Below are 25,165 nucleotides of genomic sequence, written 5' to 3' on the forward strand. Positions count from 1 at the left end.
CTTTTTATTAAAGGGGAGTTGCACCAGACATGGATCAAATTAGTCTGGCGGTCAACGGGCGTACTGACATTGGTCAGGTTCGTGAGGAAAACGAAGATAGTATTCGCTGGTACGCATCTGCGGAACAGCCTTTTGCCTATATAGTGGTGGCCGACGGCATGGGCGGTTACACCGGTGGCGCAACCGCCAGTAAAATTGCAGCTGAGACGGTTCAAGCCCACCTCGATGACCTGCTGAAACACACTTTTTTCTCCTGCACGTCTGAACAGCAACAGCTTATATTGCGCGCCACCCTTATCGACGCAGTCAACAGCGCAAATACAGCTCTAATCAACACCAAAAACCTGAACCCCCAGTTTTCCAATATGGGAACAACTTTGGTTGCCGCGGTCATGTGGCGCGACTTTTTAATCGTTGCACATATTGGCGATTCTCGCGCATACCTGTGGAACAATTATGGATTGCAGCGCCTTACACGAGATCACAGCGTTGTACAGGAGATGATTGATTCAGGTCAATTAACCCCCGAGCAAGCCAAAGAGTCCAATGTTCGCAACCATATTACCCGTGCCTTGGGGGTTTCCAGCTGTGTAGAGGCGGATATAAATAGCTGGAAACTCACGCAAAACGCACTCCTTTTGTTATGTAGCGACGGGCTCACTGAATATCTTGATGATCATGCGATAGAGCGCGTACTGGCCACTCATCGTCCGGCATTAGAGTGTGTATATCGTTTTATTGACGATGCTAATCGCCTAGGAGGGCGCGACAATATTACTGCAGGAATATTGGAATATTCTTCACAATCATTGCGTCAAATTCTACCCCACGAACAAAGTGTTACCGAACGTCCCAGCTCCCCCGACGTAACAATCCGAAAGTTACACCGCTGATTTGATTTATCGGACACTACAAAATGACACCGGAACGTCTTACCCAGCTAATACCCGACTTACTCAATAAGCTTACCCCCCCAACAATTAAACTCTCTCACGAGAACCCCGCATCAGTTATACGCTGGCTTTCCCAAATTGAGCGAACACCAGAAGACATCTCTCTCAATTTACGGAGAGAAGATTTTTGGCCAAAGCTGCCAGGCATTGAAGCCAATCGATATAGTATCGATTCGGCACCTATGGTTCCCCTCTTGCATGAGGTAGACGGCAGCCCAACCCAACTGACTAACCTCCCAGGGGTCAATCCAGCAAATAAGGTAATTCCAGCTCTGGAACGCAGCCATCAGATCGCTGAACACGTCGTCAGCAATACAGGGGAAGTCGCTTTTGAGCGAACAGACGTCATTATTCCAGGGCCATTGCCATTTGAATGGAAAAGGTATTTCCGCTCTTCCCTCAACGAGGACACTGGCATTGGCGCGGGCTGGCGACACTCCTTAAGTGAAAAACTTGTTGTACACGACCACTTCGTCAAGCTATTCACTGCCGAGGGCAGATCTGTAACCTTTAATTTACCCGCTATAGGTCATGGTTGTTACAATCGTTTTGAACGGTTAATGATATTTCGGCAAAGCCTACACAGTTATCGTTTAACGACATTCGATCAATATCATAAGATTTTTCGCGCCGACGGCGTGAACAGCGCTTTACCACTTGCAGAAATTAGGGATCAATTTGGAAACGCCTTAACTATCGATTATCAAGAAGGTTTACCTAAAAAAATAGTCAGCTCTTGGGGCCGGGTTATTGAATTTAACTGCCAAGATGGTCATATCTTCAATCTAGTGAACGGTCACGCTGTAGAAGGGCAAAATAACCTCTGCGCTTACAACTATAAGGAAGGGCAATTAGTCGAAAGCTGCTGTGGGCTTAAAAGGGAAAAATATCAATATGACAATTCTCAACTGGCTCATCTGCACAGCAGCGAGTCTGGAAGCTATCAATTTATATATGATGAACACAATCGATGCTGCTCATTAAATTCAAATGAGTTATTCACTAGCTTAAGTTGGCTTGCGAGTAACAATAGCTGCACAGTCGAATCAGAATTATCCGGCCCGATTCATATACGCTTTAACAAGTTCGGTCAGAGAGTCTCTGAACAGCAAGAATCACGTATCTGTACTTGGCTGTATGACTCCTACGGCAACCTCTGCGAAGAGATTAAGGCTGATGGCCGTAGACTTTTCTTTCGACACGATGAATTCGGCCGACTGGTTCGCACCACTTCTCACGATGTGAGTAATCGATACTTTTACGATGACCGAGGTTACCTGCGTGCGGCATCTATCAACGATGAGACTCTGTGGCAATTCCAGTTCAATGCAAAAGGCCGCCCAGAACGTATCATTGATCCAGCAAAACAAGTCTGGAAATTTCTCTATACGGATCGGGGTCAGCTCACACAGATCCGGGACCCCGAAGGTGGCAAGGTAGACTTCAGCTGGGATGGGCAGGGGCAGCTGCAATCGATATGTAGAGATAAAAAGCTCCTAGGCCTGGAATACGACCACTGGCAACGAGTCATTTCGCTGAAAATGAATGGCGAACTGTGGCGTGAATGGAGCTATGGTAGTGCCGGTGAACTACGAGAAGCTCGCCTAGGCATTCACCAATACGGCCTGGACTATTCCGAACGAGGCCTTACCAACGCTATTCACGGAGATAGCGGCCAAAGTATTCTTTGCGACCATGATAACGCCGGTAGACTCTGTCATATCAATTTTGCCGACGGCAACAATTGGGACCTCAGCTATAACCCAATCGGTGAGCTAGTCTGCCTGGAATGTCCCGCAGGAAACTACACTTGGGGATATGACTGCTTCGGGCAATTAGTTAGCCACAAGGCACCACAGGATCGAACTTGGCGTTGGCATTACAATATAGACGGCAGCCTGCATGAATATTGTGATAATGACTCTCGCTGGTACTTCAATTATAACGACAGCGGTGTATTAACCGGTATTCGCAATAACAGTGGCCAAAATAGTGAGTTCCACTACGACCAACATAACAGGCTAGTACAGGCAGACAATGCCCTTTCTTCGGTGCGATTTAAATACGACAGCCGCGGTCGGGTAACCGCAGAGCATCACGACAGTGCAGATATCCGGGATTTCAGTCTTCAGTATCAATATGACAAACGCGGCTGGTTAAAGAGTGCCAGCTCCGACAATCTCGACTTGTCTTATACATTCGCTCCTTGTGGAGCCCTGTATGGAATCGATGCCAATGGTGAAGCCATTGTTCGCACCGAATCCAAAGGCCAAGATATCCTCCAGGTTCAAGGGGAGGTTCGCAGTAGTCACAAATATTTATTTGGGCGCCTGGTAGGTATGGAGTCAGGTCAAGCACTTTCCTGGCACTTCGATAAATCCCCTCCCCTGCAAATGACCAACCCGCTGCGGGCACAGCAAAGTCCGACTCAACCTCAAACAGAAAGTGACAAGCGCGGCAATATTATTAGTGAAAGCAACATACCAGGCCGCAAGGATTATCAATACCAGTACGACGGCTGGGGCCTGATGAGCCACGCGGAGTGCGGGGAATTTAAAACCTATTTCCGCTACGACCCCTTCGGTCGGCGGTTAAGCAAGACATGTACCCACCGAAAATCAACCCGCCAGCGCCGTGTTGTCACTATTTGGAGCAGCCTGGGTATCTGGGGGGAAATTCACAATATTGACGGCAAGTCCCGAGGCTTAAGCCATTGGATTCACCAACCCCAAACCAATGCCATTCTCTGCCAATGGACTGCCGACAATATCGAGCATTACCTTTCCAACCCCGACGGCAAGCCACTCGCGATTTTTGATACCCAAGGTGCCGCTCAGTGGTCACAAGGTGGGGAGGCTGGAGAGAAAGGAAAAGACCCCCACAATCAAGGGCCAAGTGCCTGGCGGGGAACTAACTTGCTCGCGGATGTAGAGACCGGGCTGTGGTACCACCCCTCCGGCTACTGGAGCCCAGCCCTCGGCATCTGGCTAAATGGGGACCGCTCACATAACCTGACGACTTCTGCCCAATCAATCGGGCAACTGTAGCGAAGTACTCGGGCAGCTGCATCAACATTTGCTGCCCGGGTCAACTCTTATCTGCCTATACACTATGGGTATATCTATTTGCCCGTGAGTGTTATGGAAGAGCGCTCGGATTTTGAGATCGGTGGAGTCCATGTCTCCAGGGGCGAGTCCTGCCATATCGACCTGCCTGTTGTAAGGCTGTACACAAGCACAGAAATGGCAATCCCAGTTTATGTGCAGCGCGGTAAAAAAGATGGCCCCAAGATGTTCGTTTGTGCCGCCATACACGGGGACGAACTCAACGGCATTGAAATAATAAGCCGGCTTATCCAAAGCGGCCGCTTGAAGTCATTGCGCGGAACCCTGGTTGCAGTTCCAATGGTTAATGTTTACGGGGTACTGCAACACACTCGCTACCTACCTGACAGGCGCGACCTAAACCGCTCATTCCCAGGGTCGGCAAAGGGCTCTCTCGCCGCACGTATGGCTCACGTCTTTCTCAAGGAGATTGTCACCAAATGCGACTATGGCATCGATTTACACACAGGGGCCGTACATCGCAGTAACCTCCCCCAAATTCGCGCTAACTTGGACGATGAGCAAACCCGAAAACTCGCCAAGGCCTTTGGTGTTCCCGTGCTACTCAATGCTTCTATTCGCGACGGATCCCTGCGCCAAGCAGCCGCGGATCTCGGGGTAAGAGTATTACTTTATGAAGCTGGTGAAGCACTGCGCTTTGATGAACTCAGTATCCGCGCCGGTGTTAAAGGTGTGATCAATGTGATGAAGCACCTGGAGATGTTGCCGCAAACCCGAAAGACAAATGTGATAGAGCCATTTGTTGCCCGACGCAGCGGTTGGCTTCGCGCGGGGGATAGCGGCATCGCCAATCATCTTAAGGCACTCGGGGATCAGGTCTACCGGGGCGACCTGCTGGCGACCATTGCAGATCCATACGGCCAGGAACTGGACCAGCTGATCTGCAATGAGGATGGAATCATTATTGGGCGACAGAATATCCCTCTGGTCCAGGAAGGCGAGGCGATGTATCACATCGCCTACTTCCGTGAACCCGAGGGTGTTGTCGAGAACCTGGAGCTACTCCAGGATACGCTCCTACCGGATGAGAACTTTTAGGGAGTCCCTATTGTTTCTTCAACAACTCCAGGACTTCCTTGCTCGGGTAGCCCTGAACTTCAACGCCGGCACTCTTTTCAAATTCACTCACCGCTTTGCGGGTACCCGGACCTGCCTTGCCATCAATTTCTCCGGTGTAAAACCCTTTCTGTTTGAGCAACTTCTGCAACTCTTCCACTTGAACACTATCCAGTGGAGTAAATGGGCGCTTCCAATCATTTACCAAAGGCGCACCGCCGCCAATCCGATCTGCCAGCAGGCCTATAGCTATCGCATAGCGATCTGAATTGTTGTAACGCTTGAGGACAAAGAAGTTCTTGAACACTAAAAATGCCGGGCCATTGCGGCCGTCTGGTAACTTTAATTCGGCAATGGCTTTTTTGTTGGGAAAGGGCTCACCATTAGCTCGTGTGACACCAAGCTTTTCCCATTCGGCTACCGACATCTTCCCTGCAGGCATTTTACGAGCGGGAATATTGACCTCATAGCCCCAGGGTTTTCCTCGCTGCCAACCGTTACTGGATAGCAGGTTGGCGGCGGTGGCGAGCGCATCCGGAATAGAATTCCAAATATCCCGTTTACCATCACCATCGATATCCACCGCATAGGCCTGGTAGCTGGTAGGGATAAATTGAGTATGCCCCATAGCTCCGGCCCACGAGCCCAATAGGTGCTGGCCCTCAATATCACCGGCCTGCAAGATTTTTAGTGCAGCCAGCAACTGCTGTCGGCCAAACTTTTTACGCTGAGGGTCAGCGTAGGCCAGTGTTGCCAGTGAGCGAATGACACTGCGCATTACCTTATCATTGCCGAGGATGCCTCCAAAGCTGGACTCCACAGACCAGATCGCCAGCAGGATATTGGGGTCCACCCCAAAGCGTTTCTGGATCTTATCCAGCCAGGGCTTCATTTTCTCCTTTTCCCGCTTGCCTCGCTCAATCGCTCTCTTTTGCACCCGGTTATCAAAGTATTGCCACACCGGTGCTTTGAATTCAGGCTGATAGGCTGCGCGATCCAGAACCCATTGGTCCGGAGAAGTGATTCCTTTAAAGGCTTGGTCGTAAACCTCCGCAGAGATTCCACTCTTGATCGCGGTTTTACGGAACTCCTTTACCCACTGTTCGAAGGCCGGATCGGCTTTCTCTTGTGCATGGGTATTGGAAACCAGGAGAACCGCGCTTATCGCGAGGATGGCAGACAGATATTGAAACCATTGCAATTTGGGCATGGAGTTACCTTCGACACAACTTTTGCTCGCTCAAGGGTAGAACGAGCCACTCTTATCCGAAAGGTGGATTGGCCGGTAACCGTTGAACTTCCCACCTACTATTAAACTGGACAGTCACATGAGAGGGAAGTTCGTGCTGCTCACCTTTAGGGTGAGCTCTGCCGCAAAACGGGAAGATTAGGGAATGACGTAAAACAGCACCGCAAAGAAGTGCAATATACCGCCCGCCAGTACAAAGAGATGCCAAATTGCATGGTGGAAGCGCAGGCTGCGCCAGAGGTAAAAAGCGATTCCGCCGGTGTAGCAGAGACCACCGAGAACTAACAGCCACAAACCGCCAGTTTCCAGGCTATCCGACAGCGGCTTGATAGCAGCCACCACGACCCATCCCATCAAGGCACTGAGAGTGATAGATAGAGCTCGAATCTTCTTCAGCGGGGTGAACTGAATAATCAATCCGATCAGCGCGAGCCCCCAAATAATACCGAACAGCCACCAACCCCAAGGGCCCCTCAGGGTAACCAGGGTGAAGGGAGTATAGGTTCCAGCAATCAATAGAAAGATTGACGAGTGGTCCAGGGTCCGCAGTATCGCTTTGGCGCCGATATGGCTGACTGCGTGGTACAGCGTGGAGGCTAGGAAACAGAGTATCAGGGTGGAGGCATAGACGCTGGAGCTGACAATATGCCAGGCATCCCCGCGCAGGGCAGCAAATCCGGTCAATACACCCAGACCGGCAATCGCCAGAAGAGCTCCAACACCATGTGTCACACTGTTGGCGATCTCTTCAGCAAAACTGTAACGACTGGCAACGGAAACGGAAGATGACATAAATTAGCCCGGTTAAATTCAGGTCATAAGCCTGCGTGTAGTGCACGACCAATAACTTGGAACAGGTCTAATGATCAGAGGCCTCACTTAAAATAGCAAGGCCATCACCAGACTGCACATTCACAACCGGGCGGTCAGGGCTTAAACGCTAGCGTTGTGAATACCCATTTCGCACAAAGCGGAAGACTCGCGAACAATAGTTTCGTTGCGATCGGGGCCTGTAGAAACAATGTCTACCGGAGCGCCCACCAGCTCTTCGATTCGAGCGATATAGGCGCGTGCATTGGCCGGCAAATCCGCTTCACGACGCACACCGACAGTATTCTCTGTCCAACCGGGCATAGACTCATAAACCGGTTCGACACCTTCCCAACCTGCGGCATCAAATGGTACTGGTACTTCTTCACCAGCGCTGTTGCGGTAGCCCACACAAACCTTTACCTCCTCGAGGCCATCGAGAACATCCAGTTTGGTCAGGCACAGGCCAGAAATACTGTTGATTCGGATCGCGTGGCGCACAGCAACAGCGTCAAACCAACCGGTGCGGCGCTGGCGGCCAGTGGTAGCGCCAAACTCGTGACCTTTTTCACCCAGGTGACGACCAACTTCGCAGTCCAGCTCAGTTGGGAAAGGACCACCGCCAACGCGGGTGGTATAGGCCTTGGTAATGCCCAATACATAATCCAGGTACAGAGGACCAAAACCAGAACCAGTAGCGGTACCGCCAGCAGTGGTATTAGAGGAAGTTACGAACGGGTAGGTACCGTGGTCAATATCCAGCAGGGAGCCCTGGGCGCCTTCGAACAGGATATGCTCTCCGTTTTCGCGCGCTTTGTGCAGGTGATCGGCAACGTCGATGATCATCGGCACCAGTTGCTCGCGCCAGATTTTGGCCTGCTCAACGGTGTCCTCATAACTGACCGGGTCAACTTTGTAGTATTCGGTCAGGGCGAAGTTGTGGTAATCAATCAGCTCTTTCAGCTGGTGACAGAAGTTATCCCAGTTGCACAGATCACCCAGGCGAAGACCGCGACGAGCAACTTTATCTTCGTAAGCGGGACCAATACCGCGACCTGTAGTACCGATCGCTTTAGCGCCGCGTGCTTTTTCACGGGCCTGGTCGAGGGCAACATGTACTGGCAAGATCAGCGGACACGCCGGGGAAAGACGCAGGCGCTCGCGAACAGGAACTTCGCGCTCTTCCAACTCAGCCATCTCTTTCAGCAGTGCCTCCGGGGAGAGCACCACACCATTGCCGATCAAGCAGGTTACGCTGGGGCGCAGGATACCGGAGGGAATCAGGTGCAGTACGGTTTTTTCGCCATCGATAACCAGGGTGTGGCCCGCATTGTGACCACCCTGGAAACGCACTACCAGCGAGACCTTCTCGGTTAGCAAATCGACAATCTTGCCCTTGCCCTCATCGCCCCACTGGGTACCCAGTACTACTACGTTCTTGCCCATCTGTATAAATCTCTAAACTCAGGTTTTTCTCTGCGGGAGCCGGGGCCCCACATAAATGGATGTCTGCGGGTAGGCCCGCGCGATAATAGGCACATCCACTGCGCCCGAAAAATCAGTCTCGTGGTTTTACTACCCACGAATCACCCTCAGCAACCAACTCGCGGTCACAGCGGGAATCCAGTTCACTATCGGCACCACCAGCGAGGGCTATGATGACCACTTCGCCTTGAGCCCGCAGCTCGTGAATCGCCTTCCACAGTTCAGCGCCCTGGGAGCCTCTGACATCTGGCGCCAATATCGCAGCGCCCTCTTCAACAGCGGCGCTGCCCAGATTACTCAATGCCACCAGGTCACTACTGAAGCCTGTTGCTGGGCGATCGCGCCCAAACACGGCTCCGATACCGTTGTAACGTCCACCATTGGCCAATGCCTGGCCGTGGCCCGGTGTGTAGGCGGCGAATACCAGACCGGTTTCATAGTCGTATCCGCGTACTTCACTCAAATCGAAGAACAGTGTCACCTCTGGGTAGCGCTCATTCAGAGCCTCAGCTACCTGCCTCAAATCGGAGACTGCCGCCAGCAAATTTTGCGGGGCTCCAGAAAAGAGTTCGCGGGCCTTATCCAGGCATTCCCGTCCCCCAACCAGCCCCGGGAGCGCCTTCAGCCACTCGGCAGCCTTCTGGTCGCCAACATTCTCCTCGACCCACTCGCACAGATCAGCAGTCGCCTTGCTCTGCAACATGGCCAACAGGGCGCTGCGCTGCTCGTCATTGAGGCCCGCCGCTTCAACCAGACTCTGGTAAATCGCGACGTGGCCCAGGTCCAGGTGCACTTGGCTGACACCCGCTACCTGAAGGCTTTGCAGCATCAGCGAGATCACCTCGAGGTCTGCACCGAGGTTGTCCACACCAAACAGTTCGGCGCCAACCTGTATCGGCGCTCGCGAACCCATCGGGGTTCGCGGCTTGGTGTACACCACCTGACCGGCGTAGCAGAGGCGGTTAGCGCCTCTGCGGGGAAAGCTGTGGGCATCAATCCGGGCAGTCTGCGGAGTCATATCCGCGCGTATACCCAAAGTGCGTCCAGATATCTGGTCGGTAACCTTAAAGGTGCTCAGATCTACATCATGGCCCATCCCAATCAGGAGGGACTCGGTGAATTCCAACATCGGCGGTATCACCAACTCGTACCCCCAACAGTGGTAGAGGTCCAGTAGTTGGCGGCGCAGAGTCTCCAATTGCACGGCATCCGCAGGCAGAATTTCTGCAATGCCATCCGGTAACATCCAGCGATCGGCTTGAGTCATGATGAAATGAATTCGTCAGCGAAGAAATTGCGGTGCCACAGCGCTTGCCACAAACGAGCCGCAGCACTTCCCACAAAAAAACCGGGCTGGGCCCGGTTTGCGTGATTTTAGCATCAAGTGCTAACAGGAAGGTAGGGTTATCGAATCTAACCCGGCGCCTATAGCACCAGTTGCCCAGTGCTACACAGCATTTTCAGCCCTACTCTCCTTTCGGGTCTTTCAGGTAGCGGAAGAATTCGCTATCTGGATCGACCAGCAGCATATCTGACTTGCTCCGGAAGGACTCCTTATAAGCCTGCAGACTGCGGGTAAAGCGGTAAAACTCCGGATTCTTGCTGTAGGCCGCAGCGTAAATAGCTGCCGCCTCTGCATCACCCGCACCGCGTAACTCTTCCGCCTGGCGGTAGGCCTCAGACTCAATCACCACTCTTTGGCGATTGGCATTAGCCTTGATACGCTCACTGGCCTCCTGACCCTTGGCGCGATGATCCCGCGCCTCCAGCTCACGGCCAGCGCGCATACGCTGGAACACAGACTCGGAGACTTCCGGTGGCAGGTCAATCCGCTTGACGCGCACATCAATCACATGCACTCCCAGGTCATCCTGAGCCACCTTATTCAGGTTCTTGGTGATCTCCGCCATCAACTCATCGCGCTCGCCACTGACTACCTCATGCAGATCGCGCACACCAAACTCGTTCCGGAGCTGATCATTGATCCGCTCCGACAGCAGGCGCACCGCATTGCGATCGTCACCACGAGTGGCGATATAAAACTTATCCACATCAGAGATTCGATATTTGGCATACGAATCAACCATCATGAATTTGTTTTCACTGTTGAGCATACGAACGGGGCTGGAATCCACCGTCTGAATACGCGCATCAAACTTGCGCAACCTTTCCGCAAAAGGGATTTTGAAGTAGAGACCCGGCTCGGTGTAGGTGCGCACCAGCTCACCAAAGCGCAGTAACACGGCTTTTTCAGTCTCTTTCACTACAAAGGCGCTGGAAGAAAGTACCAGTACTCCAACCAGGATGACAACAATGATACCCAGTGTTTTGTTATTCATATCATCCCCTCCTAGCGAATAGTCTGACTGCGACGGGTGCTGGCGTCATCCCGACGAAGGCGCTCAATAACACGCTGATAGACTTCCTCAATCATTACAGGCGAGGTGTCCTGGCTTTGGGCTGCTCGCGCTGCTCCAGCGCCGCCTTGTGCCAATTTATCTAGTGGCAGGTACATCATGTTATTGCCGCCCTCGACATCCACCATCACCTTGGAGGTGTTGGCCATCACGTCCTGTACCGCATCCAGGTAGAGACGCTCGCGGGTAACTTCCGGGGCACGCTCATATTCAGCCAGCAGTTTCTCAAAGCGCACAGCTTCACCTCGGGCACTCTCGATGACGCGGGCTTTGTATGCCTCGGCCTCTTCGATAATGCGCTGAGCCTGACCGCGGGCAACCGGGATTATCTGGTTAGCATCAGCCTGAGCTTCATTTTGCAGACGCACCTCGTCCTCACGGGCTTTGGTTACATCGTCAAACGCATCCTGCACTTCGCGCGGCGCCTTAGCATCAGTCAGGTTAACCACATCAATGCGTATACCGGTCTGGTACAGGTCCAGATATTCCTGTAATCGTTCCTGCGTATCGGCAGATACTTGGGTCCGGTTCTGGGAAATCACACCGTTTAAAGTGAGAGAGCCCACCACGTGACGAAGGGCGCTGTCGGTGGCTTCCTGCAAGCTCTTCACCGGATCGCGAACACGCAGTACAAAAGACTCAGCATCCCCAACCTGCCACTGCACAGTGAGTACCACTTCTACGATATTGGCGTCTTCGGTCAGCATCTGACCGGTAGTGCGCTCGGTACGCACCTCAGTCATATTGACCTTGGTGACGTTATCGATAAGCGGCGGATTCCAGTGCAGGCCAGCAGATTCCGTGGAGTGGTATTTGCCCAGGCGCAAAACAACCGCCTGTTCGTTGGCGTTGACCTGGTAAATCCCCAGGCCGCCATAAATCAATACGGCGAGACCAATAACCAGTACCCAGGGAAATTTGACAGAGTCGCCACTTGGGCTGCCGCTGCCACCACCACCAAACAGGCCACCTAGTTTCTGCTGAATTTTTCGCAGTAGTTCATCGAGATCGGGCGGGCCTCCGTTATTGCGGTTACCGCCACCACCCCAGGGGTCTTTATTGTTACCACCCGGCTCATTCCAGGCCATTTAACTTACTCCAACTATGATCACTTAATCTTTTACTTCGGCGGATTCTAGCATCCATTGCCGACAAAATATTGCCGACAGGCCCTAGCCTAAGGCAAGTGGGCAGTCTGCGGAGACCAACCCCGAACAAATTCGACTAAAGGTCGCAATATGACCTGAATTTTAAAATCAATGTTTATACGACAACTACTCAGCAATGGGTTCTTCCAAAACCCATTCCGGCGCGTCATTGCCAGCAATATGTGGCGCCAGCAGACGCTGGAAATCACTACGCGGCAATAATATTTGCAATTCGCAGTCACCATTGTCGCGATAGACTTCCGACTGTACCGCATTAATTTCAAATAGCTGCGCTCGCAGTCTGGACTGATGAGGCTTCACTACCAGTTGCCCGCGCACCATTTGCTCGCCCAGGCGCTCGGCAATAGCCTCAATTAAAAGTTCACAACCCGCGCCTGTTACCGCAGAGAGCCAAACTGCCCGGGGTACACCCTGATCATCCCGGTCTATACGCGGTTCAAAATCTGCCAGCAGGTCAATTTTGTTATAAACCACCAGTTGCGGCAGTTCTGAAGCATCAATTTCCTCCAGAACCGTTTGCACCTCTTCCATCAGGTGTAACCGATCATCTGCCGCAGCGTCCACCACATGTAGAAGCAACGTCGCACTGGCGGCTTCTTCCAGGGTTGCCCGGAATGCCTCTACCAGTTTATGCGGCAAGTGAGAGACAAATCCCACCGTATCAGCCAATACCATGGCGCCAACATTGGGTAATTCAACCCTGCGCATGGTCGGGTCGAGGGTGGCAAACAATTGGTCCCTGACATAGACATCTGCATCGGTCAGGCGATTAAACAGGGTCGACTTGCCCGCATTGGTGTAGCCAACCAGAGATACGGTGGCCATTTCTGCCCGGGAACGCGCGCGGCGCCCCTGCTCCCGCTGGCGGCGTATCTTTTCCAACCGCTTCTCGATGGAGTCTATGCGCGCGCGCAGCAATCGCCGGTCTGTCTCCAACTGGGTTTCTCCGGGCCCACGCAAGCCGATACCACCCTTTTGCCTCTCCAGGTGGGTCCAACCTCGCACCAGCCGCGTTGCCATATGGCGCAGCTGGGCCAATTCCACCTGAAGCTTACCCTCGTGAGTTCGCGCACGCTGGGCAAAAATATCCAGAATAAGTCCTGTGCGATCCAGCACCCGGCACTTTAATTCGCGCTCAATATTGCGCTCCTGACTCGGAGACAGGATGTGATCAAAGATAACCAAGGCGGCTTCCTGATCTTTGACCACCTGGCGAATCTCCTCCAACTTACCTCGGCCAACAAAGGTCTTTGGGTCTGGAGTGGCGCGCTGGCCGAAAATAAAACTGACAGGATCTGCTCCGGCAGATAGGGCCAACTCCTCAAATTCACGAGGGTCGTCGGGACTGTCGATGGCGGAGAGTTCTAGGTGTACCAGTACTGCGAGCTCACCGGATTCCGGTCGATCGAAAAACAATGGGAATTCTCTATTGCGAAAAGGGCGCGATAAGCCCTGACTGAGGTGACAACCGGCAAGCCCTGCAAGGGGCTCACCGAGCTGCTGGCGCCCCGGCAAAACGGGGTGCAGGTGAAATTGATACGGATCTTTTAGCTAAAGGATTCGCGCTCACCGCCTTCACCATTACCCTCGCCGCCGTGCTGGGCTGCGGGATTCAATAGCGGTACGCGCACTGCACGCGACGGAACAACCGTAGAAATGGCGTGCTTATACACCATTTGGCTCACAGTATTTTTGAGTAACACCACGAACTGGTCGAAGGATTCAATTTGCCCTTGGAGCTTGATGCCGTTTACCAGATAGATAGAAACCGGAATACGCTCTTTGCGCAATACGTTGAGGTAAGGGTCTTGTAAGCTGTGCCCTTTTGACATCTTTTTTCTCCTTGTCAAAAAGCTGAATGCGGTATGCAGGCCGCAATCGCACCCGCGAAGAGCGCGGATCAAAAAACGACTGAGGTTGAATACGCGTATAAGTAGTGTAGTAGCGAGCCGGAAAAGGCCGGACTCTGTGAAAACTGACTGAACGGGCTTGTCGTTTAATAGCCCAACCACGTTATGGATGCTTAAGCGAGAAATTTCAAGGCTTCAGCCAATATTTCGTCATTCTCACGCACCCCACCTTGCTCATCCTGAGTGTACAAAGTTAGCAGGTCTGGCCAGCGCCGCAGCCAGGTTAACTGGCGCTTGGCAAGCTGCCTCGTCGCCGCAATTCCAGCGGCCACCATATCATCGTAATCGGTTTGGCCTTGCAAGTGTTGCCAAACTTGTCGATATCCCACCGCGCGAATTGCCGGTAAGTCCTCGTGCAGGTCTCCTCGGTCCAGCAGACCCTTGACTTCATCAATAAAGCCCGCCGCTAGCATCTTGCGAAAACGCAGTTCGATGCGCTGGTGAAGCAGGGAGCGATCGCGGGGCATAATGGCCATCTGGCACACCTGGTACTGCTCCTGTATTCCCCCAGCTTCCTGCTCGCGACGCAACTGCGAAAGCGGAACACCGGTGAGGCGGTAAACTTCCAGCCCCCTTTCGATACGCACCGAATGGTTGGGATGTAGCTCTGCCGCCAACTGCGGGTCCACCTGGGCCAGCTCTGCATGCAATGCGGGCCACCCTTCACGCTCTGCGCGAGCTTCTATTTCTGCTCTCACCGCTGCGTCCGCCTCAGGCAATTTTGCCATGCCTTCCAACAGAGCACGGAAATACAACATAGTTCCGCCAACCAGTAATGGCACTTTACCAGCAGCGCTAATTTCTGCCATAGCTTCCAGCGCATCTTTGCGGAAACGACCTGCCGAATAGGACTCAGACGGGTCACAGATATCGATCAAACGGTGAGGGTATGCTGCTAGCTCTTCTACTGAGGGCTTGGCCGAGCCGATATCAAGGCCTCGATATACGAGAGCGGAATCAACACTGATTAATTCCACGGGCAAACGATCGGCGAGCGCCATGGCCAGATCCGTTTTGCCGGAGGCCGTTGGACCCATCAAGAAAATTACACGGGGCTTATCACCCGGCAAGCTGTTATTCAAACTACCACCCACTTCTGCCGCGTACCTATTGGCCGCGCATAAACCACTTATCCATATCTGCCAGTTTAACCTGGGTCCAGGTCGGGCGACCGTGGTTACACTGGCCACTGCGCTCCGTGCGTTCCATGTCCCGCAACAGAGCATTCATTTCCGGGATTGTCAGGCGTCGATTTGCGCGAACAGAACCGTGACAAGCCATTGTCCCCAGCACTTCGTTGATACGCTCACCAATACGGGCGCTGTCGCCTTCGCCGAGCAGGTCCGAGAGTACATCGCGCACCAGCTGTTCCACTTCCGCGCCGTGTAGCATTGTGGGTACCTGGCGCACCAGCAAAGTCTCCGGGCCGGCCCGCTGCAATACGAAACCAAGCGCGGTAAACACCTCGCTGCGCTCCTCGAAGCAGTCCGCTTCCCGCTGGCTGACGGCCAGGCTTACAGGAACCAGAAGGGGCTGAGCCTGGATTCCACCGGCCGCATAAGCCACTTTCATCTGCTCATAGACAATGCGCTCATGGGCAGCGTGCATATCGACAACAACCATCCCGTGCTCGTTTTGCGCGAGAATATAGATTCCGTGCAACTGCGCCAGGGCAAAGCCCAGCGGCGGCACTTCTGATTCGCTTTCAATGCTCGCACCGGCCCCTATGGTCGCCCCGGAAGACGCTTGGGGCACAGACACTGGCCGGCTGCTAGGGGCATCCTGCAGCTGTTGTGTCGCCGGAGATGAGTCCTCATACGGTTGGTGCAGAGCGCCGTAAGCATTCATCTGCTCGCGCAAATTTGAGGGCGAGGGGCGATTGCTGAGTGGCATTTTATGCTGCCCGGCAAATTCACCGGCCTGCAAACCCGTGACCTGTTCCTGGCGTTCCTGCTCCGGCTCGCTTTCTGTTTCCTCTTTCTGCCCCGGGCGCACATCCGCCAGGGCCCGATGCAAACTGCCAAACAGGAAGTCGTGTACCAGGCGACTATCGCGAAAACGCACTTCGTGTTTGGTCGGGTGCACATTCACATCGACGGAAGCCGGGTCCAGCTCCAGGTAAAGTACAAATGCCGGATGTCGACCGTGGTACAAAACATCGGCGAACGCCCGGCGCACCGCGTGGCTGACCACTTTGTCGCGAATAGCCCGGCCATTGACATAAAAGAATTGTAAGTCGGCCTGGGAGCGCGAGAATGCGGGCTCCGCAACCCACCCCCACAGGCGCAGGCCGCTGCGCTCCACGTCGATATGCAGCGCATTCTGCATAAACGCCGGCCCACACACCTGGGCGACACGGCGCTCCATTTCCACCCGCCCGGTGCCCGCGCGCAGATTATGCACACCCTTGCCGTTGTGGCGCAGGCTGATAGAGACATCAAATCGGGACAGCGCCAAGCGCTTAATCGTCTCGTCAATGCGATTGAATTCTGTTTTTTCTGTGCGCAGGAATTTCCGCCGAGCGGGCGTATTGAAGAACAGGTCGCGCACATCCACCGTGGTGCCACGGGGGTGAGCCGAGGGCGCGAGCTGTGCCTGCATGTCGCGGCCCTCCGCACTTACCTGCCACCCCTTGCCGCTTTCATCGCGGCTGCTGGTCAATGCCAGACGCGCCACCGAGGAAATACTGGCGAGGGCCTCACCGCGAAAGCCCAGGGTGGCCACCGCCTCCAGATCCTCCAAAGCGTGAATCTTGGAAGTCGCATGGCGGGCCAGGGCCATTGGCAGGTCTTCCCGCTCTATGCCCTTGCCGTTATCGCGCACTTTCATGCGCTTGCTACCCCCGCCGTCCACATCGACCTCAAGTCGTGTAGCGCCCGCATCAAGGCTGTTTTCCAGCAACTCCTTGATTACTGATGCCGGGCGCTCAACGACTTCACCAGCCGCGATCTGGTTGGCAAGGCGGGGAGAGAGTTGCTGGATTTTATCGTGCATGAATCTGGCCTGTTAATGCTGCAAGGACCGCTCGACACTGAGGTCTCAGCCGGAAGGAATGCTCAGGGTCTGCCCCACTCGAATCACGGAGTTCTTGATGCCATTCGCTCTCATCAGGGCGGCGACGGAAATATTATATCGCGCCGCGATACCCGAAAGGGTCTCCCCGCGGGCGATAACGTGGTTGCGAGACTTATCGCTCTGGTTGGCGGCGAGCCAGGTATCCGCCGGGGGGCGACTCTTAAAGTGCGCCACTATACCGTCACTGAGCTTTTGCGCCAGCTTGCGCTGGAAACTGGGATCGCGCAGGCGTTTCGCTTCCTGGGGATTAGTAATAAAACCCGTCTCCACCAAAATTGAAGGCACATCCGGCGAACGCAGCACCGAGAAATTGGCCTGCTCCACCTGTTTTTTATGCAGGTGAGTGACGGTGCCAATCTGTGACAGCACACTGGCGCCGATATCCAGGCTGGCATTCATGGTGGCAGTCATGGAGAGGTCGAGCAATACGCCGGCAAGGGTGTCATCCTTATCGCCCAGGCTCAAACTGCCGGCACCACCGATAAGATCGGATTCGTTTTCCCGCGCGGCCAAAAAGCGGGCGGTTTCACTGGTTGCGCCTCGGGAAGAGACCGCATAGACCCCAGCGCCACGGGCATCTTTACGGGTAAAGGCATCGGCGTGGATCGACACAAAAAGGTCCGCACGCATATTGCGCCCAATTTTTACCCGTTCCCGCAGAGGAATATAGTAATCCCCGGTGCGCACCAGTTTGGCGGTAAAGCCCTTCTCACCGTTTATCTTTTTGTGCAGCTGTTTGGCAATCGCCAGCACCACATCCTTTTCCCGCAAGCGACCGGGACCGGAAGCCCCGGGGTCTTCCCCGCCGTGCCCTGCATCAATAGCGACAATGATATTGCGTTCACTACTGACCTGCTCCAGCGTCTTCTCGCTGCCTTTAACCTCGTCGTAAAGATCGATCACCAATCGATCCGGCAGGTTTTCATGGCGCCGCAAAGCAAAGCTGCGCGGATTGGCCTGCTGCTTAAGGTCCAATACAACCCGTAGATCTTTTTTATTCTGACGGGCGTGGCGCACCCGGGCGATCGGCGTCTTCTCCAGGTCCAACTTGTCCAGCTCGGCCTTCAACTCGGTATCAGAGAGGTCGACAACCACCCGGTGGGGACTCTTGAGGGTGAATAACTTGTGCTCTGCCGGGCCGCTCAAATCTAAAACCAGACGCGTATGGTCGGGTGCTCGCCAGACGCGCACACCTTCCACTTGCGTCGCAGAAGCTGGCAGGAAAACTGCCAGCCACAGCGCGACAACGAACAGAGACCGCCACATAAAACTCATTACTTCCCAGCCCCTTTGCTTATTGGTATCAGTATTTCCCTGTGTTCAGGCGTTTTCAGGATGCTCGCAGCAGCTTTTGCAGCAGGTCTATTACGCGCTCCCCCTGGGGCGAGTGCGCAATTAACCTGAGCTGGCGACCACTTTCCGGCACTTCCAACTCAACTTCCAAGTCTGGAGCGGGCAATATGCCCTCGCCCCGCTCAGGCCACTCTACAAGGCTCAAGCTCTGCGCAGAGAAATAATCCCGCACCCCCATAAACTCCAACTCTTCCGGGTCACCCAGACGATAAAGATCGAAGTGGTAAACCCGGTGAGCCTCGAGTTCGTAGGGTTCCACCAAGGTGTAGGTGGGGCTCTTTACCGCACCCTCGTGCCCAAAGGCCCTCAGTACCCCCCGACAAAAAGTTGTCTTTCCCGCGCCCAGCTGGCCATTTAAATACAGCGTCAGCCCCTGTTGCAGGCCCGCCGCAAGACAGGCCTGCCCGAGCGAGCTGCCGCCGGATACGGTGGCTGCTTCATCGGCCAAATGTAATTTCAATTCACTCGCCATCAATCTACCAAACGTCTAATCCAGGGCAATAAATCCGTAGCGAGTAATCCCCGCATACCCTCTTCGGCAGCGCGATTACCCGCCTCTCCATGTAACCACACCGCCAGTCGGGCAGCCTCCACCAGCGGCAAGTGCTGGCCAATCAATGCTGCAACAATACCGGTGAGAAGGTCTCCCATACCACCGGAAGCCATACCCGGGTTACCGCTGTTGATAAGGTCAACACCACCATCATGTGCAATCAGGGTGCCGGCGCCTTTTAATATCACCACGCCACTGAATTTTTGCTGAACTGCAATAGCAGCTGCGCGCGGATCGGCGAGCACCTCGGCGGTATCACAACCCAGGAGGCGGGCGGCCTCCCCCACATGTGGGGTCAACACCCAGTCATCCCGCCGGACCCCGGCCAGAACCCGGCCCTCGGCGAGAATATTCAATGCATCGGCATCTACGACCAAGGGCGCCTCAGCTCGGCCGGCTCGCGCCAGCAGCTGCTCACTCCAGGGGGAGCGTCCCAAACCGGGGCCCACTGCAATTACGCTGGGGCCTTCGAGCAGCGGTTCCAGCTCCTGCCCGGAAATCACCGGATGGGCCATCACTTCTGGACTGCGAGTTAACGCTGCGGACAAATGCTCAGGGCGGGTCGCCAGGGAAATCAGCCCGGCTCCACAGCGCGCTGAGGATTGCGCAGCCATCAATGCAGCACCGCCAAATCCGGTATCACCGCCGACAACCAAAATATGGCCAAACTGGTTTTTAAAGCTATCGGCGGCACGCGCTGGCAGGCGACGGATGGCATCAGCCTCGTAACGCATAGCCAAAGGCTCAACTGCTCGGTAGGCAGCCTCAGGTGCCCCCAAGCCTTCGAAAATTACCTCTCCGCAGAGCGCCGGGCCGCGACCGCAGTAGAGCCCCATTTTGCGGCCGATAAAAGTCACCGTTATATCGGCACTGACCGCCTCGCCGGCACTGCCGGTATCGGCACTCAGACCGGAGGGGATATCCACAGCCAACACCGGGCCAGGGCTTTTGCGGATTCGCTCAACCGCATGCGCCACGCCGGAGCGCAGCTCACCGCTAAAGCCCGTTCCCAGCAATGCATCCACAATCAGTGTATTGGCATCCGCCGTATCCAGTTCTGCGAGAGAGTTCACCACCTGGACACCTTCCCTGCAGGCGTACTCATAGGCCTCCCGGGCATCGCCCCTCAGGTGCTGAGGATCGGTACACGCATAGACGGTGACCGGGATTTTCTTTTGCGCGGCGAGGGCGGCAATCACATAGCCATCCCCACCGTTGTTCCCACCACCGCAGAAAACCTGGAGGCGGCCGATCTCCGGCCAGTGCCTGCGTAGATGTGAAAAAGCCGCGCGACCGGCGCGCTTCATCAGTTGAATGGAGGGGATTTCCAGTGCAGCAATCGTCTGTCGATCCAGCTCACGTACCGACTCGGCACTGTATAGAGGTTGAGGCGTGTCCATGCAGCTCCCGCGATGTGGTCAAGAATTCATCTGTGGCAAAATAGGCAATTACATCGCCATCGTTTGCGCCAACCGCAAAGTATACCGCCCCGGCCAGGCATTGTACTTGCAGGGAATATCGAGCCGCTTTATCTATGACCGAATCACTGCTCGCCGACTTAGCCCAACAGATCAAAATTTGGGGCAGAGAACTGGGCTTCCAACAAGTGGGTATTACCGATTGCCAGCTGGAGGAGGAAGGGAAACGCCTGCGCGCCTGGATTGATGCGGGCTATCACGCTGATATGGACTGGATGGGCGCTCACGGTGAGAAACGCTGGCGCCCCGAATTATTGGAGCCGGGAACACTGCGGGTAATCAGCGTGCGTCTGGACTACCTGCCGCCGGACACCCAGCCGATTAAAGTGTTGAAGGATTCGAGTAAGGCCTATGTATCCCGCTATGCGAATGGCCGCGATTACCATAAGTTGATCCGCAAACGCCTGGCCAATCTATCAAAGCAAATTGATACCTATTGCGCCGAGCGGGGCATTGAATCGAAAGGTCGGGCTTTTACCGACAGCGCCCCGGTAATGGAGAAGGCCCTGGCAGCCAAGGCCGGCCTGGGCTGGATTGGTAAAAATACGCTGGTACTGAATTCGACCGCCGGCTCTTACTTTTTCCTCGGCGAAATCTACACCAACCTGCCACTCCCCATAGATATCAGCGAGGAGCATGATCAGTGTGGCGACTGTGTCGCCTGCCTCAGGGTTTGCCCCACCGATGCCTTTATCGATGACCGCACCCTGGATGCGCGGCGCTGCATCTCCTACCTCACTATTGAAAACAAAGGCCCAATCCCTGAGGAATTTCGCGAGCCCATCGGCAACCGGATATACGGCTGCGACGACTGCCAAATAGTGTGCCCTTGGAATAAATTCGCCAAACCCACCAAGGAAAAAGATTTTCATCCACGACATGGACTGGACAATGGCGAGCTGCTGAAGTTGTTTACCTGGAGCGAAGAGGAGTTCCTGCGCAAGACTGAGGGTTCGGCGATTCGCCGAATCGGCTACGAGCGCTGGCTGCGCAACCTGGCTGTTGCCTTAGGCAATGGGGAGGCCACGCCCGAAGTCATCGATACCCTGGAGAGTGCCCGCGCCGACGCCACGCCCCTGGTTCTGGAGCATATCGATTGGGCGCTGGAGCGGTTGCGCAGCGGGCGCAGGCGCAAGCGTAAAATCAAACGCAAGCCCGCTGGCTAATCAGGGGTGGTCGTCAGAGGCGGAAAAAAGTCTCGCGGTAGTGGCGTAATTCCTCGATAGAATCGCGGATATCGTCGAGCGCCAAATGGCTGCTGTGTTTTTTAACCCCGTCCAAAACCTCTGGGCGCCAGCGGCGAGCCAATTCCTTCACCGAGCTGACATCCAGGTTGCGATAGTGGAAATAGGATTCCAACTCCGGCATATATTTCACCAGGAACCGGCGATCCTGGCCGATAGAGTTGCCACACATGGGAGATGCTCCCTCAGGGACCCACTGTCGCAAGAACTCCAGGGTCTCCCTCTCCGCGTCCCTTTCGGAAATACTGGATTCTTTGACCCGAGCTACCAGCCCGGAACCACCGTGCTGTTCGGTATTCCATTCATCCATTGCATCTAGCAAGGCATCGCTCTGGTGAATGACCATTGAGGGACCCTCGGCGAGAATCTCCAGGCGTGAATCCGTCACGATTGTGGCAATTTCAATAATGCGCTCTTTGTCCGGATTCAGGCCTGTCATCTCCAGGTCAATCCAGATCAGGTTGTTCTGATCCACAACGGGTCTCCTCAAACTTTCCGCGCAAGTTACCGCAACTACCCTGCAATAGCTATAATCCGCCGCTAGTCTCCAGGTGCTAGTGCATGAGTAAACGCAAATTAAATCGCCGCCAACAGTGGCGTATCAACAAAATCCAGCAGGAACGTGAAGCCCGCGCCCGCAAGCGTGAGCAATCTGCCGAAGAGGCCCTGGAAGAGGGGCAACTGGAGCAGGAACAGATCGGCCTGGTTATCGCCAACTATGGCACACAGGTTTTAGTGGAGAGCGAGAGTGATCCGAGCCTGCGCCAGCGCTGCCATTTGCGCGCCAATATCGAAACCCTGGTGACCGGCGATCGCGTTGCTTGGCACCCTGCCAGCGAAGACAGCGATGGGGGCATTGGTGTTATCGGCGCGCGCCTGCCGCGCAATTCCGAGCTGCAAAGACCCGATCGCTACGGCGACCTGAAAACTGTTGCAGCCAATATCGATCGCATATTGATCGTTATCGCCCCTTACCCAGAACCTTTTGCCAATGCCATCGACCGCTACCTGGTAGCCGCAGAGACCACCGGCATAGCACCCATGCTGCTGCTCAACAAAACCGACCTGATTGATGAACGCAATCGCGATTCATTGGAGGAGCTACTCGCCCCCTACCCGGAGCTCGGCTACCCGGTTTTACGGTTATCCACCAAAACTGGCGAGGGCCTCCCGGAGCTGCTGGAAACCCTTGCGCAGGGATGTAGCGTTTTTGTAGGGCAGTCCGGAGTGGGCAAGTCATCCCTGGTCAATGCACTGCTTCCCAGTGCCGGCGCCCGCACCGGTGCTCTGTCAGAGGCAACCCAAAAGGGGACTCACACCACCACTGCGGCGGAACTGTTTCACCTGCCCAGTGGGGGTGATCTGATAGACTCCCCCGGGATTCGCGAGTTTGGACTCTGGCATATGGAGGAGTCCGCCCTATTGGAAGGTTTTGTCGAATTCCGACCATTTATCGGGCACTGCCGCTTTCGCGACTGCCGTCACCAGGGCGAACCCGGTTGCGCTATCCAGGAGGCTCTGACCGATGGAAAAATTAGCGAGCGCCGCATGAATAGTTTTCTGCATTTGCGCAACAGCCTGGAATCGGAGAACAAGTTTTGAAACTGATCATCGAAGCGGAAGAACTCGCGACTCAGCTTGAGCGCGAAGAACTGCTGATTGTAGACCTCAGCTCACCCCACAATTACCTCAACGGCCATATTCCAGGTGCTATTCATCTGCCGTTCCAGGCGCTGATGGCTGGCACCGCGCCCGCACCAGGCAAACTTCCCGGTATCGAACAGCTGACCCAGATTTTTCAAGCTATCGGCTTGAAGCCGGAACAACATGTGGTCGCCTGTGACGACGAAGGTGGCGGTTGGGCTGGGCGCTTTTTGTGGACCTTGGAAATGATAGGCCACCGCAATTACAGCTACTTGAATGGTGGCATGTTGGCCTGGCGAGGCGCCGGCCTTCCTCTGACTACCGAGGCACCGGATATTGAGCCGAGTGATATTCAAATCACCGTCAACAGCACAGCTGCGATGGACGCCCAGCAAATCCAGGATCAACTGGGCAATGATGAATTCCTAGTTTGGGATGCTCGCTCCCCCCAGGAATATCGCGGTGAGCGGGTCCTGGCCATGAAGGGCGGTCATATCCCGGGAGCAATCAATTGCGAGTGGACCCAATTGATGGACCCGCAAAAAGACTTACGTATTCGTGCGGATGCCCGCGAATTCCTCGCTGCACTGGGAATTGATAGCTCACACAAGATTGTCACCCACTGCCAGAGCCATCACCGCTCCGCTTTTACCTGGTTAGTGGGCAAGTCCCTGGGATTTGATATTCGCGCTTATCCAGGCTCCTGGAGTGAGTGGGGCAATTTGCCCAATACTCCGGTACAGCAGTAGATACATTGAGAAAAGACGTAGATTTATGAACCCTAAACTTTTTGCCGCCCTGCAATACCTAACGCCGCAACATGCACTCTCCCGCGCTGCCGGCTGGTTGGCGAATACCGAGCTCAAGTGGATCAAAGATCCTTTCACCCGCTGGTTTGTTGAGAAGTACGGCGTGGATATGCAGGAGGCTAAAGAGAGCGACTGCACTGCCTACCGCACCTTCAATGAATTCTTCACCCGCGAGCTGGAAGACGGAGCCCGACCCATTATCGAAGGGCAACACACCCTCGCCAGTCCTGCCGACGGCGCCATCAGCCAGCTGGGCCAGATCCATAACGGCCGTATTTTCCAGGCTAAAGGTCACGACTACAGCCTGGTTGAACTGGTGGGCGGTGATCCCAAGGTAGCGGCGCAATTTAATGACGGACATTTCGCCACTGTGTATCTGTCACCGAAGGATTATCACCGGGTGCATATGCCCATGGCCGGCACCCTGCGCAGCATGACCTATGTGCCTGGGCAGCTTTTCTCTGTAAATACGGTAACGGCAGAAAACGTTCCGCGCCTGTTCGCGCGCAATGAGCGTCTGGTCTGCGTATTCGATACAGAAGCCGGCCCTATGGCAATGATCCTGGTGGGTGCGATGATTGTCGCCGGTATCGAAACCGTTTGGGCCGGACAAGTCGCTCCTATCCAGCGCAAAGTCATCAACACAGATTATCTGGAAAAGGCACCTGTCCACCTGGAGAAAGGTGAGGAGATGGGACGTTTTAAGCTGGGCTCTACCGTCATTATGCTATTTGGCGCAGACCAGGTGAGCTGGCTCGACCAGCTTGAAGCTGAGTCGCCCGTGCGCATGGGTGAGCATTTCGGTAATTTACTATCCAGCAAGGACTGATATTAA

Annotated in this window: 21 protein-coding genes; 7 read left to right on the forward strand and 14 right to left on the reverse strand. The window is 54.7% G+C overall.

The window, feature by feature from the left end; translation table 11 throughout:
• The first annotated feature begins 29 nt into the window (after positions 1–29).
• The 3 genes from ACJJI5_RS00140 (at position 30) to ACJJI5_RS00150 (ending at position 5,116) form a co-directional block, all read left to right on the forward strand.
• Positions 30–893, forward strand: a complete 864-nt coding sequence (locus ACJJI5_RS00140; protein WP_444895433.1) for a Stp1/IreP family PP2C-type Ser/Thr phosphatase — start codon at positions 30–32, stop codon at positions 891–893.
• Positions 894–916: 23 nt separating this feature from the next.
• On the forward strand, positions 917–4,000 hold the full coding sequence (locus ACJJI5_RS00145; RefSeq protein WP_445355223.1) for a DUF6531 domain-containing protein: 3,084 nt from the start codon (positions 917–919) through the stop codon (positions 3,998–4,000).
• A gap of 93 nt (positions 4,001–4,093) precedes the next feature.
• Entirely contained in the window at positions 4,094–5,116 is a 1,023-nt protein-coding gene (locus ACJJI5_RS00150) for a succinylglutamate desuccinylase/aspartoacylase family protein (protein ID WP_445356337.1), read from the forward strand.
• A 7-nt stretch (positions 5,117–5,123) separates the two neighbouring features.
• On the opposite strand, the gene ACJJI5_RS00155 is transcribed toward ACJJI5_RS00150, so the two are convergent.
• The 13 genes from ACJJI5_RS00155 to ACJJI5_RS00215 all read right to left on the reverse strand — a co-directional run bounded on the left by ACJJI5_RS00155 (position 5,124) and on the right by ACJJI5_RS00215 (position 20,555).
• A complete protein-coding gene (locus ACJJI5_RS00155) occupies positions 5,124–6,344 on the reverse strand; it encodes a lytic murein transglycosylase (protein WP_445355224.1) in 1,221 nt (406 codons plus the stop codon).
• Positions 6,345–6,521: 177 nt separating this feature from the next.
• Positions 6,522–7,175, reverse strand: coding sequence for a PAQR family membrane homeostasis protein TrhA (gene trhA, locus ACJJI5_RS00160; protein ID WP_282930278.1), 654 nt, complete (start codon positions 7,173–7,175; stop codon positions 6,522–6,524).
• A 141-nt stretch (positions 7,176–7,316) separates the two neighbouring features.
• Positions 7,317–8,639: an adenylosuccinate synthase gene (locus ACJJI5_RS00165; protein ID WP_445355225.1), complete on the reverse strand. Its 1,323-nt coding sequence runs from the start codon at positions 8,637–8,639 to the stop codon at positions 7,317–7,319.
• A 112-nt stretch (positions 8,640–8,751) separates the two neighbouring features.
• On the reverse strand, positions 8,752–9,945 hold the full coding sequence (locus tag ACJJI5_RS00170; protein ID WP_445355226.1) for an ATP phosphoribosyltransferase regulatory subunit: 1,194 nt from the start codon (positions 9,943–9,945) through the stop codon (positions 8,752–8,754).
• Between the two features lie 199 nt (positions 9,946–10,144).
• Complete coding sequence (gene hflC, locus ACJJI5_RS00175) at positions 10,145–11,017, reverse strand: protease modulator HflC (protein WP_282930281.1); 873 nt, start codon at positions 11,015–11,017, stop codon at positions 10,145–10,147.
• Between the two features lie 11 nt (positions 11,018–11,028).
• The gene (gene hflK / locus ACJJI5_RS00180; RefSeq protein ID WP_282930282.1) at positions 11,029–12,183 is read right to left on the reverse strand and encodes an FtsH protease activity modulator HflK; all 1,155 of its coding nucleotides are present in this window, start codon (positions 12,181–12,183) and stop codon (positions 11,029–11,031) included.
• Between the two features lie 186 nt (positions 12,184–12,369).
• Positions 12,370–13,680 carry a ribosome rescue GTPase HflX gene (gene hflX / locus ACJJI5_RS00185; protein WP_445355227.1) on the reverse strand — a complete coding sequence of 437 codons (1,311 nt, stop codon included), beginning with the start codon at positions 13,678–13,680 and terminating at the stop codon, positions 12,370–12,372.
• A 131-nt stretch (positions 13,681–13,811) separates the two neighbouring features.
• On the reverse strand, positions 13,812–14,096 hold the full coding sequence (hfq, locus tag ACJJI5_RS00190; protein WP_020413623.1) for an RNA chaperone Hfq: 285 nt from the start codon (positions 14,094–14,096) through the stop codon (positions 13,812–13,814).
• Positions 14,097–14,287: 191 nt separating this feature from the next.
• On the reverse strand, positions 14,288–15,211 hold the full coding sequence (gene miaA / locus ACJJI5_RS00195; RefSeq protein ID WP_444935152.1) for a tRNA (adenosine(37)-N6)-dimethylallyltransferase MiaA: 924 nt from the start codon (positions 15,209–15,211) through the stop codon (positions 14,288–14,290).
• 70 nt (positions 15,212–15,281) lie between these two features.
• Positions 15,282–17,168: a DNA mismatch repair endonuclease MutL gene (mutL, locus tag ACJJI5_RS00200; RefSeq protein WP_444934689.1), complete on the reverse strand. Its 1,887-nt coding sequence runs from the start codon at positions 17,166–17,168 to the stop codon at positions 15,282–15,284.
• A 45-nt stretch (positions 17,169–17,213) separates the two neighbouring features.
• Complete coding sequence (locus ACJJI5_RS00205) at positions 17,214–18,524, reverse strand: N-acetylmuramoyl-L-alanine amidase (RefSeq protein ID WP_444906617.1); 1,311 nt, start codon at positions 18,522–18,524, stop codon at positions 17,214–17,216.
• Positions 18,525–18,579: 55 nt separating this feature from the next.
• Entirely contained in the window at positions 18,580–19,074 is a 495-nt protein-coding gene (gene tsaE, locus ACJJI5_RS00210) for a tRNA (adenosine(37)-N6)-threonylcarbamoyltransferase complex ATPase subunit type 1 TsaE (protein ID WP_108731443.1), read from the reverse strand.
• Entirely contained in the window at positions 19,074–20,555 is a 1,482-nt protein-coding gene (locus ACJJI5_RS00215; RefSeq protein WP_445355228.1) for an NAD(P)H-hydrate dehydratase, read from the reverse strand. The genes tsaE and ACJJI5_RS00215 overlap by 1 nt, the downstream gene beginning before the upstream one ends.
• Before the next feature lie 134 nt (positions 20,556–20,689).
• On the opposite strand from ACJJI5_RS00215, the gene queG reads away from it, so the two are divergent.
• Complete coding sequence (queG, locus tag ACJJI5_RS00220; protein ID WP_445355229.1) at positions 20,690–21,799, forward strand: tRNA epoxyqueuosine(34) reductase QueG; 1,110 nt, start codon at positions 20,690–20,692, stop codon at positions 21,797–21,799.
• A 13-nt stretch (positions 21,800–21,812) separates the two neighbouring features.
• On the opposite strand, the gene orn is transcribed toward queG, so the two are convergent.
• Positions 21,813–22,352 (reverse strand): oligoribonuclease, encoded by a 540-nt coding sequence (gene orn / locus ACJJI5_RS00225; RefSeq protein ID WP_413664091.1) that lies wholly within the window; start codon positions 22,350–22,352, stop codon positions 21,813–21,815.
• Positions 22,353–22,438: 86 nt separating this feature from the next.
• Here orn and rsgA point away from each other — a divergent pair, with 86 nt between their 5' ends.
• Genes rsgA through asd form a run of 3 tightly spaced genes read left to right on the forward strand, consistent with a single transcriptional unit; the run spans position 22,439 to position 25,159 of the window.
• Positions 22,439–23,479 (forward strand): small ribosomal subunit biogenesis GTPase RsgA, encoded by a 1,041-nt coding sequence (gene rsgA, locus ACJJI5_RS00230; RefSeq protein ID WP_445355230.1) that lies wholly within the window; start codon positions 22,439–22,441, stop codon positions 23,477–23,479.
• The gene (locus ACJJI5_RS00235; RefSeq protein ID WP_445355231.1) at positions 23,476–24,270 is read left to right on the forward strand and encodes a sulfurtransferase; all 795 of its coding nucleotides are present in this window, start codon (positions 23,476–23,478) and stop codon (positions 24,268–24,270) included. The genes rsgA and ACJJI5_RS00235 overlap by 4 nt, the downstream gene beginning before the upstream one ends.
• Before the next feature lie 25 nt (positions 24,271–24,295).
• The gene (gene asd / locus ACJJI5_RS00240) at positions 24,296–25,159 is read left to right on the forward strand and encodes an archaetidylserine decarboxylase (RefSeq protein WP_444934683.1); all 864 of its coding nucleotides are present in this window, start codon (positions 24,296–24,298) and stop codon (positions 25,157–25,159) included.
• The last annotated feature ends 6 nt before the right edge of the window (positions 25,160–25,165 follow it).

The sequence above is a fragment of the Microbulbifer maximicatervae (SeqCode) genome (assembly GCF_052467955.1).